An 18150-nucleotide genomic window follows, 5' to 3' on the forward strand; every position below is an offset into this window, starting at 1 on the left:
ACAGAGAGACACTAATCATATTTCTCTTTTCTTCCATTAATCCCCATCATATCCGAGCAGTTAGCTTTTGCTAGCTGCTTTTTTTTACAAATAATAATTAATTTACCCAAGAGCATTTCAAAATATTTTCGTATGATATGGTGTATTCCTTTCTTTTGAGTGAATGATCTCGTCATGAGAGCACTTTATTAAGTGCTCTTTTCGTGTTTCAAATACATACAAAATAAAATTTTTATATTAATCTTAATTACACATTTAATTGAATATTAATTCATCAGATACGAATCATTTCTTATAAGGGCGCTCTGTACTTGCGCCCTTATATAAATACTCAAATTTATTCCCCCGCATATTTTTATAAATTGTATACAGTTCCATATGGAATTGTTGAAACAGAAATTCCGTATGGTGTAATATGATGCATTGGATAATAATACTCCATAGATAAATAGTACGGTTGTATGCCTTGCTGTATTTGTTGCATTTGCTGCTGTGCTTGTAACGCTTGTTGAACAGCTTGAATTGTACTTTGTGCTCCGCTATACGTAATACCCGCCGTACCATACGGACGCATTCTATCTCGGGTATCAAAATATGAATAAAACATTAGTATTCAACTCACTTCCATATAAGTTATTACAAAGTATATTATGAGTATTAATTTCAGTGAGTGTTAAAAACTAGTCCACTAGCTTTTATTCAAATAACGTTTTTGTTCAACTGCCTTCTTTTTATCCCCACGCCTTATCAAAATATAATCTTATATATCTTTCAACTTATTATGATGCAAGTGTCTACACTAAATTGTTAGACAAGCATAAAATAAATTGAGTCTAATAATAAAGGAAAAATAAATATGCAAAACCGTTACATGCTTACAGTCAAACTCACCTCATTTAACGGGACAACGCTGACTGGTATTACTATAGAAGGTATCACGCTGACAGCGCACGTCACGTTAAGAACAACCTATCATCAAGCAATTCTCAATCGATTTCCCCCTCAGGAACCCAGTTCGTCCCCTAGTCGTGAACTATAACGTAGCCGTCAAATCTGGCAGAAGATCTGCTATCTTGAATGCCGTGACGCAGCTCGCGAGTGCTGGGGTAAGCGCGCAGGTCCGTCTGGATTCCTGTAACAATACCGTGGCATCCTTCCGTCCCGTTCCCTCAATAATATAAGTCAGATACCCGTCACAATAGGATAACGACTGTGACGGGTACGAAGCTGTTCGAGTGAATAGCCCTCAAATTTGTCCCCATCCCATTTCCCTTCACTCCTTGAATATTTTTTCAAAACCAATACATACTATTTTCAAGCCGCCGTATCCACGGCTAATACTTCTTTCTTTTGTTACAGCAGAAGCAGGTAGATTCGTCACTTATCTGCTTTCTCTGTATATTTTTTAAAATATCGAAAAGACTACCTACAAGCTGTTTGAACTAGCAGCTTCACTCTTCTTGTAATGAGAAAGCGATTTATCACAATTAGCTAACTCATTCGACTCACTGGCAGACAACCAAAATTGTTGTCTGCTTTTTGTATGGAATTTTTCATTTTGCATATACTACTTTTGAGCCTGTTTACCAATGCAAGCCATTTTGGTGTTTTGAATTCCGACTAAGCTTTTTTGTTGCATAAATTATTACATCTTTGACAACACTGGTTAAAAGTGCGTTTTCTGGTTATTCGTAGTTCTAGTCCAGAATAATTTTTCTCCTATCAAGGACAGTAGGTACGACTGCTCGTCCTTTTTTACTTATATCGCATACTCTCTCTTTTGACAGCTATGAACCACATTGCCCTCTTCATCGAAGTAAGCAATTTCCCAATAAGAGTGGCAGTTGTACGCTTCTATTTCCCCATCGAACAAAACGAACAAATTAGTTTTCCAGTTTCCAACGATTGTACCCCACTTGCCAGCTACATTTACTCGCATACCCATGTAAGCAAAATGTAGATTTCGGTGGTTCTGCACTTTCTTGAAAGCTTTTTCCGCGTTGTACATCTGCTTGATGTCAAAAACATCTTCGTTCTCGCACTTTACAAACTTCATGAATTCTGTCATTGGCATTTGATATCTCTTTAACTTTAAGGGTATATTCTCATGTCTTACCCAATATGCAAGAAGATGCAGTGAAAACATTCGCGAAGAGTATATTTTGATATGTGTTTGCAAACACATATCAAAATGCTCAAAAGCATTGATTTAAAGGCATCTATAGCACATTGAAATAAAACATTACATATTAAACTCATATAATTTTAGTGCACCTTTTTTGAGATTGGAATATATTTTGTAAAATATGCTCCAACTAGCAATAATACAATTGAAAATAACCAAGTAAAAATACCACCAAAATGAAACCAATATGCAAACAAATTTAAGATTGCAATTAAAAAGCAACAACTAGAAGTTAATGCACTTTTTAATCCTTTTATCCCTGATTTTTTTCTTTTTTGATAAGTTATATACATCGAAACGACTAAAAATAAGATAAGAACAAATGGTAACATGGCTTGTAGCAATATCAACCCCTCCTGTCTATTTCCGACCCCTCCATTTTACCACATTATTCCTTTTGTTCTTTAGGAATCAACTCACTTTTCTCTTCTCTCCAAAAATCAGTATATTCACTATTTTCAAAGTTCACATTCACTTGAGAAAACGGAAGGCTTTCTCCAACTTTCAATGAGTGCCACTCGTTGAAAAGTGGCGATCCGAAGCAAATATTCAATGTACGATCCTGTAAATCAAATAATACAGAATGCAAAGTCCCAAACCATTCTTCATAATTATGCACCGTCACCCCTGCAGGATATTCTTCTTCTACCAATCCTTTTAAAGATTCCATACTCACCTGTTCATTTCGGTTTAAATGCTCATGTAAAATGTGATATCTCTTCGTAGATTGCTCTAGTCTCCTGTTATTTAATTTTTGAATGGATGAACTAACCGCATGATTAGTTGATACGATAAAGCCTTGACTGTCTTCTTTAGTTGTTGTTGATTTAAAACCATCAAAAATCCCTATATGTGCCGCTTTTAAAGGATCAGCTACAATTATATTAATGTTACTTGCAATTGGCATTTCTTCTATTAATATCTTAGCCTCCTGCACATTTTGACATTTCTCCAATAATACCCGAATTACCGCAAAACATTGCAAACCATTTACCATCGGCTTTCTTAAACCATCAATATTCCCTACAGGTTGACCACATGCCGAAAATGTAACAGATAACCCATGCTCGTTAATTCCTTCTGTTCGTCCAAAATATTGAGTAGAAAAGCCACTATGTGCATATGCACCTTCAACATGCGTCGAGCAAAAACGCATATCATCTATTCTCGGTGATAAATCATAATTTCTTAATACATATGTATGCTCTGAATCAGTTTTTCTAGGTAATACTGCACAATGACTACAACCTGCTTTTAATAGTGTTTGATAATAATACATCATATTTCTAGAAGGGATTTTCAATACTTCGCAAAACCCTTCAATTTCTTCATTAATTCCTGGACAATATTGTTTTAGTACTTTTCTAGATTCTGTCCAATGGCTATCTGATATTAAATTTTCTTGCTGCATAAATTGTGGAATGAGATACGGATGATTTTTCACAAACTCCCCTTGCTGTTTTCCAACTTCATAATGACTTCCTTTTAGCGATGAAAAGTACCCCTTTACTTGATACACCATAATCTCCCCCTCACATTGAATATATTCCATATCATACCAAAACACTTTTGTTCATTCTTGATGTTTTTTGCTATTTCCCCCATCACAACCACGGTTTTCCTTTTCAAAAGGCATTATTTACTGTCTAGTTAAAACCTTGTTAAGATTACCGTAAGAATAGACTTTTAATAGGTTGTAAAAATAAGTTCAACATTACAAAACTAGATTTAATAATATCAAATGGATAATACTCTACATTGAAACTTCTTATTTGCGATCAACTATTTATTGAAACGAGCAAACTTGTATTTATAGGATTGCAAATAGCCACATTTTACAATTAATGAATAAATTTTTTACTCATCCATTTTCAGGGCAAAGGAGTATATATTAATGTGTAATAGCAAACCAATTGATGAATTAACTATTGAGGACCTGAAACAAAACCCAATATGGGAATGGGCAATAGATGAAGCGGAAAATGAAGAGTGCGATGAAACGTGGGTAAAACCAGTGGAAACAATAAATTTTACAGAAGAATTAAACGGTTCAATAGTACTTGGCGAATTAATAATACATAATGATGAGAAATTCCCTATGATGTGTAGTATTGATATTGAAAATAATGAGGTATTAATTAGTTCCATTGTTTTTATAACGAAAAAGAAGATGAGTATATTGCTATAGAAGATGTAGTGAAAAAGGTTGAAATGCCTTTATCACTTAATATTAATCTCACAATTAACGGAGAGCCTAGATTTTTAAAATTCTCTGCAGATAAAGTTGATATTTATAAAAACACTATAAAAACTAACTTAAATTAAATTTTAATTGAAGTAAGAGGAAAATACTCATTAAGTAAAAAACAGGAAACCATTATAATTAACGGTTTCCCAAATATCCTTCTATTTTCAATATTTATATAAATCCATACTAAATAATCCCATTTCCCACCAATGTCTCTGCGATTTGAACTGAGTTCCAAGCAGCACCTTTTAATAAATTATCAGAAACGATCCAAAGATGGAATCCTTTTGATGTATCAGGATTTTTACGTATTCTACCTACAAATGTATCTCTTTTACCCTCTGCATATAATGGCGTTGGATAAATTTGTTCACTAGGATTATCTTGTAAAATAACACCTGGTGCATTCAGTAGTACTTCTTTAATTTCTGCAACGGTCGCTTCTTTTTCAAGTTCAATATAAACTGATTCAGAATGCCCCGATACAACTGGAACTCTGACGCAAGTAGCTGCCATTTTCAGATTTGGATCTTCTAAAATTTTCTTCGTCTCTTGAATCATCTTTACTTCTTCGAATGTGAAATCATTGTCTGTAAATATATCCACTTGCGGCAATACATTAAATGCAATTGGATAATGTTTTTTATCTTTTTTCACTGGTAATATAGTGCTCTTCACTTCTTCACCTGTAAGCATTGACTTAGCTTGTTCTTTTAATTCATGAATCGCATGAATTCCTGAGCCTGATACGGCTTGATACGTTGAAACAATAATTCGTTCTAAACCAAATGATTTTCGAATTGGCTGAAGAGCTGTTACCATCTGTAGTGCTGAGCAATTCGGAACTGCAATGATCCTTTTATGTTCCCTTAAAGTATGTGCATTTACTTCTGGAACGACGAGTGGTACATCGTGTGCCATTCGGTATTCACTTGTGTTGTCAATTACGATTGCACCACTAGAAACTGCATGATTTACATATTGTCTAGAAACTTCTCCCCCAGCGCTAAAAAAGGCAATGTCTACACCTTCAAAACTAGTTGATTTTGCCTCTTGTATTTTAATCTCTCGTCCTTTAAATTGTACTATCTTACCAGCAGATCGTTTTGACGAGAGTAATGTAATTTCTTCTATATTAAATTTCGTTACTCTCTCTAACAATGCAATGATTTTTTGCCCTACTGCGCCTGTAGCTCCAACTACAGCTACATGATAGCTCTTTTCACTCATTTTTCCTCCTCCATTTTCAATTGAATGAATTTCTCCACAACTTAATTTTAAAAGAAATTTAATGATTTGAAAAATTGAAATACATGATATAATCATTCACAAATCATGATAATAAAAGAGGTATCATTTATGGAAATGAGACATGTTAAAACATTTTGTGCCATTGTTAAATATGGTAGCTTTTCTAAAGCTGCTCATGCATTAGGTTATGCGCAATCTACTGTGACAGCCCATATTAAAGCGTTAGAGAACGATTTAAACATTCCCCTATTCGATCGATTAGGAAAAAAAATACTTCTTACAAAAGCAGGTCATCAATTTCATCCGTATGCATTAGAATTACTTACTATTTATGATAAAGCGCAAGAAATCCCTCAAAACAGTGACCATTTAGAAGGAACATTGGCTATTACATCTAATGAATCATTGGCAGTGTATCGGTTACCACAATTATTACGTACTTACAAACAGGAAAATCCGAAAGTAAATATCGTACTTGAGACAAATACCAATGAGCAAGCATTGAAAAAATTACATGAAGGAGAAACCGATGTTATCTTCATAATTGGAGAAAGTATAGAGCATAATGATTTTATTACGTGCAATTTATGTAATGAAACATTTGGATGGATTTTCCCTGCTCATTTCCCTTCAAACACTGATCCACTCCTTTTATTACAAGATACTCAATTTATATTTACAGAACAAAGCTGTGGCTATAGACCAATGGTAGATCGTTTTTTACGTCAAAGCGGGAATATTCCCGCTAAAACATTCGAGACTTCCAATGTTGAAGTCATTAAACAATCTGTGATGTGTGAGTTAGGAATTTCAATTCTCCCTTACATCGTTGTACAAGAAAGTTGTCAAAAAGAGCAACTCTGTTTTCAGCCCATCGAAACTCCAGCAGTCATTCAAAGCCACGTAATCTATCATAAATCTAGATGGATATCACCAGTTTTACAATCGTTTCTTACATTATTAGAGAGAATAGAATAGAAAAGTAAGCGAGTAATAACAAAAATGAGTAACTGCTCTAAAAAGCAATTACTCATTTTTATTAAAACATTTGTGTTCATAACAATACAGGTGTTTCAAAATCAATATGTATATTATTTATTAGCTTGTACCTCACCTGCAATTAATTTACTACCTGAATATGTACCTTTTTGTATAAAAACTTGATTAATTAATTCTTTTTGCTCCTTTTCTGACATTACTCCTTTCCCTTCTCCTAAATTCCCACTTTGTAATTTCCAAATCTTGTTGTGGTCTACATCAACCTTTTCATATTTTCCTTGTTTCCATCGTTCTAAAATATCCACATATGTACTTTTTTGTGCAACATCATTACTATTTATAATTTCAAGTAAACTTTCAATACGTTCTTGTGTAATAAAAATATAGCCCCATTTTTGATCAGCTTTCGTTTTTTGATGTGCCATTTCATGTAGTGCTGTCTGTATGTTCTCATCTGTCCATTTGAAGTTTTTATTAAAACCACTATTCGGCAATGAGTAATTTCCATTTTCTAACATCTTTGCATCTTCGGCTTTTACATTACTATCAGCTAGCACTTCTACTGCCGGAGCGGCTGGTGATGCCTTTTTCGCAGCTGGTTTACTATTATTCAGATAATACAGCATACCATACGTTACACCTACCCCGATTACCGCCATACCAGCTATAATTCCTATGATTTTAAATAATGTTTTCATCTTGCTTGTTTCCTCCCAAATATCTCTGTTCTTACTACCTCATTATTTCTTATATAAAACAGTTCCTTCATTCAAAATAGTTCATCCCATCCCCTATCATATTATTTATATATATTTCCTTATATTGTATTTCTTTTTTTGTGAAATTGAAAGATTATTCTGTTAAAAAATAAAGATATTCTACAAAATTTCCCTTTATATTTATATGGAAACAAAAAAACAACGAGCGCCTTCTAAAACACTCGTTGTTTTTACTTTATGCACGATTTTCTTTTAACCACTTCGTAATAGCATCTAACCTCGAAACATCAAAACGTCTTTCTTCACATACTTTTAAGCTGTTTAAACTTTTCATAATTTCTAATTCATTCGACTTTATACTTTTTGCTTCAATCAATTTACAGTACCCGTCTGTGACTGTATTGAGATTTTCATAATAACGCTGAAATGCTTTAGATATATGTAAATGTTTTTCAAAGTTTCTTCTTTTTTTCGTCCCATCAGACTCTTTCCGTTTTCTAAGCTCTTCATCACTTGTATATAAATAAAAATATTGATCTGGAAAACCAATTTCTCTATTTATCATCTTTTCTTTATAAAAGTTTTCTATTAAAGATAACGGCTGATTAAATATATCAAAATGAAAACACCAATTATAACTAAGTGGCTGATATATATCCCCATCGAGTATTACTAATTCATATTGCTGCGACTTCTGCACTGCTATATTCCAGCGCTCTACTTGTTTTTCAAAATACCATGTTCTATGTTCATTTTTTGGTCTTTCAAATAAAAAATTCACTTCAGGTATAATGAATGCTCCATAATTGTTTTCTAGTTCACGGCATGTGCTACTCTTACCAACAGCACTCGCTCCCTCAAACGCTATAATCCCCATAGTTTCTCCCACTTTCCTTAACTAAAATCTCGTTGTTTCACTCTTCTCCCCCATAACTGTCTCCATAAAACAATTGAAGCGATAGAAAGCATTATTGTTGTAATAATACTACCTTCAATCCCAAATGAGCCTCCATGAAGGACTTCATTGCCATTTGTTACAGGTTTAAATAGTGGTGTTGAATATATCGTCATGCCACTAACTGCAAAACCATAGACATTATATTGTGCCCAATTCCAAATGGAATGCCATGCACAAATCCCCCAAAGACTACTGTCCTTTAATACGTAAAAAGCTGCAAATACACCAACTAATATTATATTCGATATTGAAAGGATTGTAATGCCAGGATTAAGTAAATGCAGAAAACCAAATAAAAAGGACGTCACTATAATCCCAACCCATATACGACTTCTAACAGAAATAACTGGAAATAACCAGCCTCGTACAATAATTTCTTCCGTTGCACCTTGTATTAAAAAAGCAATTAAAGATCCTACAATACCAAATATGGCGGTTGCCGTAATTTGTTGCATTTGTAGTTTTACAATCCCTGTTAATATAAGCACAATTACTGGTATTGAAATGAAGACAAATCCTATTAACGCACCTCTCAAATACTTTCTCATCCATTGCACCTTCCAAAAACCAATGGATGAAAATGACCTTTTCTCTACAAACCTAATCCATAAAAAAATAAAAAATATAGCCCCACCAAACGTTAATATCATCTCAATATTATTATAAATTGCCTTTACAAATGATGTATCCGCTTTCGGTAAAAACAGCATAAACAACATGAAAAATTCACCTAAAGTTAAAAATACAATTGCAAGTATAACAGCGAAAATAGGATGAACTTTTCTTCTTCCTTCTTTTGCTGCTTCAATTATTTTAAATTGTTTATTTAGCAATATTCTATCCTCCTTATTATTGTAACCATCTGTATTCTTAAAATATATATCGTTTCCCTTAAACATATTTTTTAAAATAAATGATTTCTGTTTGGAATAAATTCAGATTAGGAATAATATATAAATAAAAGAGATGTCTTCGTGCCTTTTACCAGTATCGCCCAATTAATTCACTGATATTACCAGCACTTGCTATTTCCCACCATTTGTTGTAGGATAGTAATTAAGGTCAATTTAGCACTATATTTTCTTTGCATATTATCAAGTATCAATCAGGAATGTTTTGTACTCCTTATGGATTTTTGATAATATGTGAACTTTTATTTTCAATCGAATAAGGCCGATCATATTGTAATCTTTTTAAATTTTAGGAGGCATTACCATGACATTAACAGGTAAAGTAAAATGGTTTAACAGCGAAAAAGGTTTCGGTTTCATCGAAGTTGCAGACGGTAGCGACGTATTCGTTCACTTCTCAGCTATCACTGGCGACGGCTTCAAATCTCTTGACGAAGGTCAAGAAGTTAGCTTCGAAGTTGAAGACGGTAACCGTGGACCTCAAGCTAAAAACGTTGTAAAGCTATAATTCAATCAATAAAAAGGTTGTTACCAGCTCGGTTAACAACCTTTTTAATATATAACTAAAAATTTTTACATAAAAGGAGTGGTTACATGTATCGCAATCGAAAGAACGATGTAGCAGAAGTACCACCAGAACAAACCCCTGTTTGGGAATGTGAATCAGAGGATTGTTTAGGATGGATGAGAAAGAACTTTTCATTTGAAGAAGAGCCTAAATGCCCTTTATGTAAAAGTAGTATGAAAAGCGGAGAACGTTTATTACCTAAAATAGGTTGATTTTTACAAGCCCCTCTTATTTTAAATAAGAGGGGCTTTTTTATTAATAATGAATATCCTCTACATCTGTTCGTACAATAGAATACATTAATGCATCGTGTTGTTTATTTCCTTGATGAATGTATCCACGTAACAGCCCTTCTTGTTGAAAACCTAATTTAGATAACATATTACACGAAGTTATATTTTCAGGATATGTAATAGCTCCAATTCTAAATAAACCTAAATCTCGAAATCCATAAGTAATAATTTCTCGAGCAGCTTCAGAAGCATAACCATTCCCCCAATAACGAGGATGCAAATCATATCCAATCTCTGAGCGTTTACTCCAAAGTTGTAAATTATTTAATCCAATTGTTCCTACTAAATTATTTGTGTCTTTTAATACAATCCCCCAACGCATTGCCTTTTTCTCAAAGTAATTTTTTGAAAAAGATTCAATCATACGTGAAGCTTGTCCAAACTCAGTAAAAGAATTCATACCGTAATAACACGTTACCTCATCTAATGAGAATATTTCATATATTTTTTGACAATAAGATTGTTCTATTTCAACTAAGCGCAAGCGTTCTGTTTCTAACATAGGAAATACCATAGGATCACTCCTTTCTCTCTACTCATTTATTATAGCAGAAAAAGTATTTATAATTAGGAAAGTCCTTAATGTCCCACAAATCAAATATTTCTAGCGATGTTTATCCTATTAATAATATATAACTTCGTTGTATTTATTAATTCCCCTCTAAAAACCACCCCTAATTTATACCTTCTCATGTTAAAATATAGAAAAATAGTAAATATTTCTTACGGAGGTACTTAAACTTTATGTATATTTTCATTGGCTTATCCCTCTTGCTCATTTTACTCATTTTTTTATTCGCAAAAAAATTCACACCAAACTCATTTATGATGACAAGTTTTAAAGGAAATAGCTTTAAGATATTTTCAGTTGGTATATTAATCGCTGCCACACTCTCTCTTTCATACGGAATGTATCACGCAGCAACATATCAACCTAGATATTTAGATATTAAATTGCAAAATCAAAATTTCACTGTTTTTGGTAATGTTGGTGAGTTTGGTTATTTCTCAGAAGAATTACTAAAAAAAGATGCAGAAGTTGAACTGTATTTTGTCTCTTGGGAAACAATACAATTAAATAATCCAGAAATAATAGTAGACTACCCTTCAGGCAAACAGGAAACATGGAAGCCTAATATAACCTTAATTCCTACAAATAAATTAAAAGAAAAACATAGTATTAAAGAACTTTATCGGCTCTCACCGTATTCCTTTGAAGAATCTGGAAAAATAACATTAACTATTAAAGAGAATAAAGCCAATCATAAAAAGATTGTAATTAATGTTAAATAATCACAAATAAAATGTCCCTCCATTATGTTGGAGGGACATTTTATTTACATATGTATTCAATATTATTATTTTGACTGTTCATTCAATGTCGTAATTATTTCATTGGCAGTATTCTTTCCGTTTCCAATACAAGCACCAATTCCTACACCGTAATATGAAGCACCAGCTAAGTATACATTAGGATAAAGCACGGCCAATTTTTCTTGTAATGATTGAACAGCTTGATTATGTTCTAAATGATATTTCGGCATTAAATCTTTCCAATTTGTAACTTCAATTACTTCCGGTTCACCTTTAATTCCGAGGCTCTTTTCAATATCATATAAAGCAACTCGTACTAATTCTTCTTCACTATAACTTTTGATCGTTTCATATACTGGATTAGTGCTCTTATAAAACATTCTTACTAATAGCTTTTGTTTACCAGATGTATGTTTCCACTTCCTGCTTGTCCATGTGCAAGCATCACAATGTAAATCACTGTTTTCCGTTACGATAAAACCTGTGCCGTCAGCCGGTAGTTGTTCATCTAGTATGTCAAAACCTAAGTAAATACTTATAAGCGATGAATTTTTAAATTTATTAAAATGCTCATTTAACTCATTAGACTGTAATAACGTTTGTGCGATATCATGTGGAGCTGCTAAAACGACATAATCAGCTTGTATTGTCTCATGATTTGCAAAAGAAACCTCATACCGATCCCCTTTTTTACTTATCACTGTTGTTACAGCACCTTTATTAATGACAGTCTCCGTCAGCACTTCTTCTAAGCGATTAATAATCGTAGATAGTCCACTTTTAAATGATACAAACTTTTTATTTCCTGCTGACTGAAATTGTTTTTTATTCTCTTCAAAACCTTTAATAATACTTCCATATTTATTTTTATACTCAAGTAAATATGGTAACGTAGATGCCATTGTAAGCTCATTCAATTTACCAGAATATACACCTGACAGCACAGGTGCAATTTGTCTTTCCACTAATTCTTTCCCTAAAAAGCTTTCTAAAAATACAGCAAGTGATGTATCCTTTGTAAACTCCTTATTTTTCGTAATAAAATCTTTTAAAGCAACGATTTTCCCTTTTTTTGAGACTAGCGTACTGCTAAATAATGATTCAACACTCATAGGAATCCCAAATATAGTGTCAGCAGGAATTGGATGTAATATGTTATCAGAGTATATGTAAGAAATACCTGTTTCGTTATATACCATTTCATTTTCTAAATTTAAATCTTTTACAAGCGGCAAAACATGTTCATTACGAGCTACAATAGAATCTGCTCCAGATTCCATAATAAAATCATTTTCTTCCACACTGTGGATTTTACCACCTAAATACTCTTCTTTCTCAATAAGGATTAAATTTAAATTATAATCCTTCTTTAATTTTTCTAAATAAAACATAGTAGAAAGTCCAGTAATACCTCCACCGATGACAACGACTGTTTTCATATTTGCTGCGCCCCTAACCGATACAATTAATAATTCCTTTATTATTATAACCAAAAATTATCATAGTCGACTAGCAGCTTGCGCATTCTGTAAGAAATTAGACAATATATATGAATATATTTTAGGCTGATCATTATGCACTAAATGACCTGCAAACGGAATAACAGCAATATGTATATTGTTGTTTAATTGTTTAAACGTTGTAGCGGCTGTAACTTCATCTGCTGAATCTCCCCCAACAATACACAGTGTAGGTACTTGAAGATTAGCTACATCACCTGTTTCATGAAATGGGTACCACTCCTTAACTTGCCACGATTTCAGCAACCCTTTCCAATCACTTTTTACATGAATTTGATTCATATAAGTTACAACTTCTTCATTTTCCATCAACTGTTGATGACACTTTACTTCATACTCCTGAGACTCTTCCCAATTATCTCGCTCAATAGGAAAGATACCTGAAAAAGTTAATGTCCTCACTTTATTTGGATATTTTTTTGCAAATAATAAAGCGGCTATCCCCCCTAGTGAAACACCCGCTATATGACAACGATTAATTTGCAAATGTTCTAGTGTATCATTCAAATCATCAGCAGAGCAAAGAAAATAATTATCTAATGTACCTCCTGATTCTCCATGTCCCCTCAAATCAGGACGAATTACTTTATATTGTTTTTCTGTAAAAAATTCTACCTGTTCTTCAAACTCTACTAAACCTGTCATACCACCAGAATGTAAAAGCACAATTGGTTCCCCTTCACCTGAAATATGCGTATGTAGTATCATTTATCCCCCTCCTTTGAAACTGAATATTCTATTTATTGATAGTATATCGAATATATTTCTAAATTACCAAATAAAAAAGAACTATAACATATTCAACTCACGTCATAGTTCTTTCTATTTTAAAAACATAAACCAGTTTATTAATTTGTCAATTTCTTGGCTGAGTGCTATTACTTTTTCATGTTGAAGTCCATAATTTGAGACTAGATTCAATAATTCTTCTTTTTTCAATTCAATTACTTTTTCTAACTTCACTAATTCCATGTCGTCTTTATTCGCTCCAATTTCAAAATATATGTATTTTAGTATAGCCTACTTACATAATAAGTAAAAGTCTCATGCTAATGTAAAATCTTACATATTTGAAAAAACAATATACTACTAACAAAAAAAGAGACTTAAACTAAGCCTATTATTACAGGTCATTATAATTTTCTACCATTTTTTATAAATATGTTAGTTTATGAATGTGTACCATTTACTATTAATTTAAAGTTAGACACTTTTACTCATTAATAATACAACAGAATTTCTCAAATGTTTTATCTTTATATTCTGGAACCCTTGTTAAGTGATCAAAATAACTATATGAAAATTTAAATATGTGTCCAAAATCCCAATTAAATTCGCTGTAGTCTTTAAGCCAGAATGCATTATCTAGCGGAAGTGTATCAACTTTTTTTGCTTTTGTAAGAGGTAAACGATCTACAGGAGAATTCAATATTATTTGGGCATTCGGCATTAAATTGCGACTTTTTCTAAGTACATAAACTAGCTTTAATAGTGGTTTTATTCCTCGTTGAAATAATTCTATATGCCCTAAGTCATATAATATATTAATCGCATGTGAGAAGGTAAGCATATGACCAATTAAATCGTGATGTGATTCTGCCTTATATATAACGTTAAATTCAGATAATTCACTTAAAATAAAATCAGATAATTGCTTCGGGTTTTTAATTTCGCTTTGAATCTCCTCATTATTTATAATTAGTTGCTTTACTTCTTGAGTTGTAAAACCAATCCAAGATCTACCGGGAATTGTTTTTTGAAACGATAATATAAGGTTTGCTATATTATTAATATCTTGCTCACTCCCCCAATGACTTAACTCCTTAATGGCTAGTAAACTTAAAGAAGCGTAAATTACATTATGACCAACCCAATGGAGTTCATCAATCGTTTGTTCCAAAGATTTAATTATCGTTTCTTCAGCACTTTGATAATCGACACCTTGTTTATTATCAATTGTTTCGCCTAACCTTTGCTTATGGAGCATCATTTTCGCTTGAGAATAAATGTTACAGGCAGTTTTTTCATCAATGTTATTGTTTTTCGTAAAAAAATAACTAGCAATGGCAGCTGCTCCGAAATGTGCATGCCAAATATCATTTGTTTCTTTTTTACATTGAGATATAATTGAAAGCCCATCTTTTAATACACTTATATTTTCCATCTCTCTTATCCCCTCTAAACCCTAATAAAAATGGTTTTTTAGCATCTACAAAGTCGGCAAAAAGCCAGGTGAAAACTCTTGAAAAATTTCCTCCTTTACAGTTATAAATTAAAATTGCCCCTGTCGCTCAACAAGAATTAAATTTGCTTCTAATAATATTTTGAGATGATACTTATTCATCCCTAATGCAGTCTCAATCTTCCACAATTGTGTTTGTTTTGATTATGAAATAAATAACGAACAATCTCTCGTTTTACTCCTGCCAAATCCTTAAAAATTTTCACTCTTTTTTTATCTGAATTATTTGGTTTGATAGTCATGGAACTATCTTATTTTTTGTCAAATCTCTCATCTTCTTAAACATACAATGTGAAAATCAAATGTGTATGTATTTATAGATAGTTGTTTTATTATACACGCGAATCTTTATGTAATTGATACTTTCTATTATGTTACCACTTAGTATGTATCCTTAAGCTACTTCCTTAGCTTAACGAAGGTGTTAATACAAATAAGATGTGATTCATTTCATCACTCTTATTCAAAAATCTATGTTTCACGTTCGGTGGAATACGCACAACATCTCCTTCTTCTAAAAAATATTCATTCCCTTCCAATTCCACATACACTTCCCCTTTCATTACAACTGCAATTTCTTCCTTATCTTCGTGGGAATAATGACTTTCTGTTGTATTTGCATATCCGTTTAAATCCATCATTAACATTTCAATGCGAGCTTTCATAAAATCTGGTGTTAACACATCATAAACAATATGATCATTATTTTCTCGATATACTTTTTTCCGATCTTTCTTCTTAGAAATAAGTGAGTCTGTATCAATATCATTAATAAAAAGAGTAAACAGCGGTACATTTAATGCTTTCGCTATTAATTCCAATACATTTAAAGAAGGATTGGCATGTCCTCTTTCAATTTGACTAATAAGTGAAGTACTGATTCCTGCATAATCAGCAAATTCACGAATTGTCATATTATTTTTCTTACGATAACTTAAAACAGTTTGACCTAGCCGATAATGAATCATTGTTACAACTTCCTTTCGTCCATCATAATACATCTTTTGTCCCTTTTGTACTGACATACTAAACAGTGGCAATTAATCCTTCCTTATTTCATCTTAGGCTTATATACTAACTTTTGTACATTATATTATATACAGTTCATTATAATAAACAACCAATCGGAGGGACAAACTTTGAAATCACCTATTCTTTCATATTTCATCTTATTTTTCGGCGTGTTCGCCTTATCTACTTCAGCTATCTTCGTAAAAATAGCCGATGCCCCTGCAGCAATCACTGCTTTTTATCGATTATTGTTTGCTACGGTAATTCTTTTACCGTTTCTAATATTTAATACAAACAATCGAAGCGAACTTCGCTCATTATCAAAAAAGCAATGGGGATTTGGACTCTTATCTGGATTATTTCTAGCAGCTCATTATGTACTATGGTTTGAATCATTACAGTATACTTCCATAGCAAGTTCTACAGTTATCGTAACGTTGCAACCTTTATTTTCAATGGTCGGTGGTTATTTTTTATTTAAGGAACGGTTTACGAAAGGTGCGATTATAGGCTGCCTTATTGCAATTTCAGGAAGTATCGTGATTGGGTGGAAAGATTTTCAAATTAGTGGTGAGGCTTTATACGGCGATATTTTAGCTTTTATTGCTGCTGGTGTCATAACAGCTTACTTTTTCATCAGTCAATATGTTCGTAAAGACCTATCCCTAATACCGTACTCGGTAATTAGTTATGGCAGTAGTTCACTCTTTCTCGGTATATTTGCTTACACACAGCAGTCATCTTTCTTCAATTACACTGCACAAACATGGTGGTCCTTTATAGGTCTTGCATTCATTGCAACGATTTTAGGACAAACAATTTTCAATTGGTTATTAAAATGGATGAGCGCTACTGTTATCTCGATGAGTATTTTAGGAGAGACAATTGGAACTTGTATTTTAGCCTATTTCATTTTAGATGAAACAATTTCTTTACAGCAAGGACTAGGAATTCTACTTATTTTCATTGGATTAGCCATATTTTTATTACAACCGAAACAATTGAATCACAATTTATAAAGTGAAGGCTAATAATCAGTGGGGATTTTATTCATCCCCCACTGATTATTAGCCTTCACCAATCGGGCGTTTACGGGCAGCCCGACTCCCACATAACTTCTTTGCTCCAGCCAAATTTTGAGGTGGGAGTTTTACTGCCCACAAATAGCGGGATAAACAAGAAAAGCATGACATTAGTTTGCCATACTTTTTTCAAAACAAATCGATATTTCTGTTCAATTTACACACCTATTTATTATGTACAATCAAACCATTTGGTCTAAAACGACTCATCATGATTTCGTTAACAAATTTCCCATGAGCCTTCAAATTCCCAACCTTTACACCCTCTTCGATAAATCCAAATTTTTCATATAATACTTTGGCTCTAGGATTCGTTTCTAATACACCAAGCTCCACTCGCTCTAACATTAGCCAATTATCAGCTAAATCAAGCATTTTTGTAAGAAGTGCTTTTCCAATTCCTTTATTGTGATACTCACTATCTACTCCGATGAATAAATCACCCGAGTGAGATCTTCGCCCTGGACTTTGGGTTAAACCGACAAATCCAACAACTTCTCCATCATATTCTGCTACAAATTCAAATTGATTCTGTGCTAAATTTCGAATTCTATTCTCCATTGCATCTACACGCATACTAGGTAAGAAAACCATATAAGGTAAAACATCATCTTGTATGCATATACGATGAATTGCTCTAGCATCTTGTGTTTCTACTGCTCTAACGTTAATCTCCATCTTTTTCCCCTCCATTCAAATATTCATATTCTAATATCCCATATTAAAATCCTGCCAACCCTTATTTCTTTGTGTTATTTTTATATAATTATTTCGATATAATATTCGCTTTTTGAACATCATCTCTTATATTCCCTCTCGTTCAAAATGAAAAAATCACTTAGAATATGC

General features: G+C 32.7%; 20 protein-coding genes and 2 pseudogenes. 7 read left to right on the top strand and 15 right to left on the bottom strand.

Annotated features, from left to right (window positions below):
- Window positions 1-355: 355 nt before the first annotated feature.
- Window positions 356-607: a DUF3947 family protein gene (locus AC0IXC_RS05135; protein WP_002085634.1), complete on the bottom strand. Its 252-nt coding sequence runs from the start codon at window positions 605-607 to the stop codon at window positions 356-358.
- A 1152-nt stretch (window positions 608-1759) separates the two neighbouring features.
- Window positions 1760-2074 carry a hypothetical protein gene (locus AC0IXC_RS05140; protein WP_193653904.1) on the bottom strand — a complete coding sequence of 105 codons (315 nt, stop codon included), beginning with the start codon at window positions 2072-2074 and terminating at the stop codon, window positions 1760-1762.
- Between AC0IXC_RS05140 and AC0IXC_RS05145 the strand changes: the two are divergent.
- A pseudogene (locus AC0IXC_RS05145) lies at window positions 2072-2166 on the top strand (tyrosine-type recombinase/integrase); the annotation flags it as partial. The gene AC0IXC_RS05140 and the pseudogene AC0IXC_RS05145 overlap by 3 nt on opposite strands.
- Window positions 2167-2265: 99 nt before the next feature.
- Here AC0IXC_RS05145 and AC0IXC_RS05150 read toward each other — a convergent pair.
- Complete coding sequence (locus tag AC0IXC_RS05150) at window positions 2266-2529, bottom strand: hypothetical protein (RefSeq protein WP_113768944.1); 264 nt, start codon at window positions 2527-2529, stop codon at window positions 2266-2268.
- Window positions 2530-2573: 44 nt separating this feature from the next.
- Window positions 2574-3704 carry a C45 family peptidase gene (locus AC0IXC_RS05155; protein ID WP_326996781.1) on the bottom strand — a complete coding sequence of 377 codons (1131 nt, stop codon included), beginning with the start codon at window positions 3702-3704 and terminating at the stop codon, window positions 2574-2576.
- A gap of 375 nt (window positions 3705-4079) precedes the next feature.
- On the opposite strand from AC0IXC_RS05155, the pseudogene AC0IXC_RS05160 reads away from it, so the two are divergent.
- Window positions 4080-4510, top strand: a pseudogene (locus AC0IXC_RS05160) (hypothetical protein).
- A 109-nt stretch (window positions 4511-4619) separates the two neighbouring features.
- Here AC0IXC_RS05160 and AC0IXC_RS05165 read toward each other — a convergent pair.
- Window positions 4620-5663 carry an aspartate-semialdehyde dehydrogenase gene (locus AC0IXC_RS05165; RefSeq protein WP_471652668.1) on the bottom strand — a complete coding sequence of 348 codons (1044 nt, stop codon included), beginning with the start codon at window positions 5661-5663 and terminating at the stop codon, window positions 4620-4622.
- 129 nt (window positions 5664-5792) lie between these two features.
- On the opposite strand from AC0IXC_RS05165, the gene AC0IXC_RS05170 reads away from it, so the two are divergent.
- On the top strand, window positions 5793-6662 hold the full coding sequence (locus AC0IXC_RS05170; protein ID WP_341085884.1) for a LysR family transcriptional regulator: 870 nt from the start codon (window positions 5793-5795) through the stop codon (window positions 6660-6662).
- A 113-nt stretch (window positions 6663-6775) separates the two neighbouring features.
- On the opposite strand, the gene AC0IXC_RS05175 is transcribed toward AC0IXC_RS05170, so the two are convergent.
- From AC0IXC_RS05175 to AC0IXC_RS05185, 3 genes are all read right to left on the bottom strand, one after another.
- On the bottom strand, window positions 6776-7381 hold the full coding sequence (locus AC0IXC_RS05175; RefSeq protein ID WP_002031938.1) for a PRK06770 family protein: 606 nt from the start codon (window positions 7379-7381) through the stop codon (window positions 6776-6778).
- A gap of 256 nt (window positions 7382-7637) precedes the next feature.
- Window positions 7638-8279 (bottom strand): chloramphenicol acetyltransferase, encoded by a 642-nt coding sequence (locus AC0IXC_RS05180; RefSeq protein WP_471652669.1) that lies wholly within the window; start codon window positions 8277-8279, stop codon window positions 7638-7640.
- 17 nt (window positions 8280-8296) lie between these two features.
- Window positions 8297-9193 carry a CPBP family intramembrane glutamic endopeptidase gene (locus AC0IXC_RS05185; RefSeq protein ID WP_033709068.1) on the bottom strand — a complete coding sequence of 299 codons (897 nt, stop codon included), beginning with the start codon at window positions 9191-9193 and terminating at the stop codon, window positions 8297-8299.
- 382 nt (window positions 9194-9575) lie between these two features.
- Here AC0IXC_RS05185 and cspD point away from each other — a divergent pair, with 382 nt between their 5' ends.
- Window positions 9576-9779, top strand: a complete 204-nt coding sequence (gene cspD / locus AC0IXC_RS05190) for a cold-shock protein CspD (protein WP_002012849.1) — start codon at window positions 9576-9578, stop codon at window positions 9777-9779.
- Between the two features lie 86 nt (window positions 9780-9865).
- Window positions 9866-10051 carry a cold-shock protein gene (locus AC0IXC_RS05195; RefSeq protein WP_000286202.1) on the top strand — a complete coding sequence of 62 codons (186 nt, stop codon included), beginning with the start codon at window positions 9866-9868 and terminating at the stop codon, window positions 10049-10051.
- 43 nt (window positions 10052-10094) lie between these two features.
- On the opposite strand, the gene AC0IXC_RS05200 is transcribed toward AC0IXC_RS05195, so the two are convergent.
- Window positions 10095-10646, bottom strand: a complete 552-nt coding sequence (locus AC0IXC_RS05200) for a GNAT family N-acetyltransferase (protein ID WP_002031946.1) — start codon at window positions 10644-10646, stop codon at window positions 10095-10097.
- A 230-nt stretch (window positions 10647-10876) separates the two neighbouring features.
- On the opposite strand from AC0IXC_RS05200, the gene AC0IXC_RS05205 reads away from it, so the two are divergent.
- The gene (locus AC0IXC_RS05205) at window positions 10877-11425 is read left to right on the top strand and encodes a hypothetical protein (RefSeq protein WP_326996782.1); all 549 of its coding nucleotides are present in this window, start codon (window positions 10877-10879) and stop codon (window positions 11423-11425) included.
- Window positions 11426-11490: 65 nt separating this feature from the next.
- On the opposite strand, the gene AC0IXC_RS05210 is transcribed toward AC0IXC_RS05205, so the two are convergent.
- The 5 genes from AC0IXC_RS05210 to AC0IXC_RS05230 form a co-directional block, all read right to left on the bottom strand.
- A complete protein-coding gene (locus AC0IXC_RS05210) occupies window positions 11491-12885 on the bottom strand; it encodes a protoporphyrinogen oxidase (RefSeq protein WP_471652670.1) in 1395 nt (464 codons plus the stop codon).
- 60 nt (window positions 12886-12945) lie between these two features.
- Complete coding sequence (locus AC0IXC_RS05215; protein ID WP_326996783.1) at window positions 12946-13674, bottom strand: alpha/beta fold hydrolase; 729 nt, start codon at window positions 13672-13674, stop codon at window positions 12946-12948.
- Window positions 13675-13788: 114 nt separating this feature from the next.
- Window positions 13789-13938 (bottom strand): aspartyl-phosphate phosphatase Spo0E family protein, encoded by a 150-nt coding sequence (locus AC0IXC_RS05220; protein WP_098767787.1) that lies wholly within the window; start codon window positions 13936-13938, stop codon window positions 13789-13791.
- A gap of 241 nt (window positions 13939-14179) precedes the next feature.
- Window positions 14180-15130, bottom strand: coding sequence for a hypothetical protein (locus AC0IXC_RS05225; protein ID WP_471652671.1), 951 nt, complete (start codon window positions 15128-15130; stop codon window positions 14180-14182).
- A 485-nt stretch (window positions 15131-15615) separates the two neighbouring features.
- Window positions 15616-16233 (bottom strand): helix-turn-helix domain-containing protein, encoded by a 618-nt coding sequence (locus tag AC0IXC_RS05230; RefSeq protein ID WP_471652777.1) that lies wholly within the window; start codon window positions 16231-16233, stop codon window positions 15616-15618.
- 114 nt (window positions 16234-16347) lie between these two features.
- Here AC0IXC_RS05230 and AC0IXC_RS05235 point away from each other — a divergent pair, with 114 nt between their 5' ends.
- Complete coding sequence (locus AC0IXC_RS05235) at window positions 16348-17238, top strand: DMT family transporter (protein ID WP_471652672.1); 891 nt, start codon at window positions 16348-16350, stop codon at window positions 17236-17238.
- A 228-nt stretch (window positions 17239-17466) separates the two neighbouring features.
- Here AC0IXC_RS05235 and AC0IXC_RS05240 read toward each other — a convergent pair whose 3' ends face one another.
- Window positions 17467-17979, bottom strand: coding sequence for a GNAT family N-acetyltransferase (locus AC0IXC_RS05240; RefSeq protein ID WP_002141729.1), 513 nt, complete (start codon window positions 17977-17979; stop codon window positions 17467-17469).
- Window positions 17980-18150: the final 171 nt, after the last annotated feature.

Source organism: Bacillus sp. AC266 (assembly GCF_979253805.1).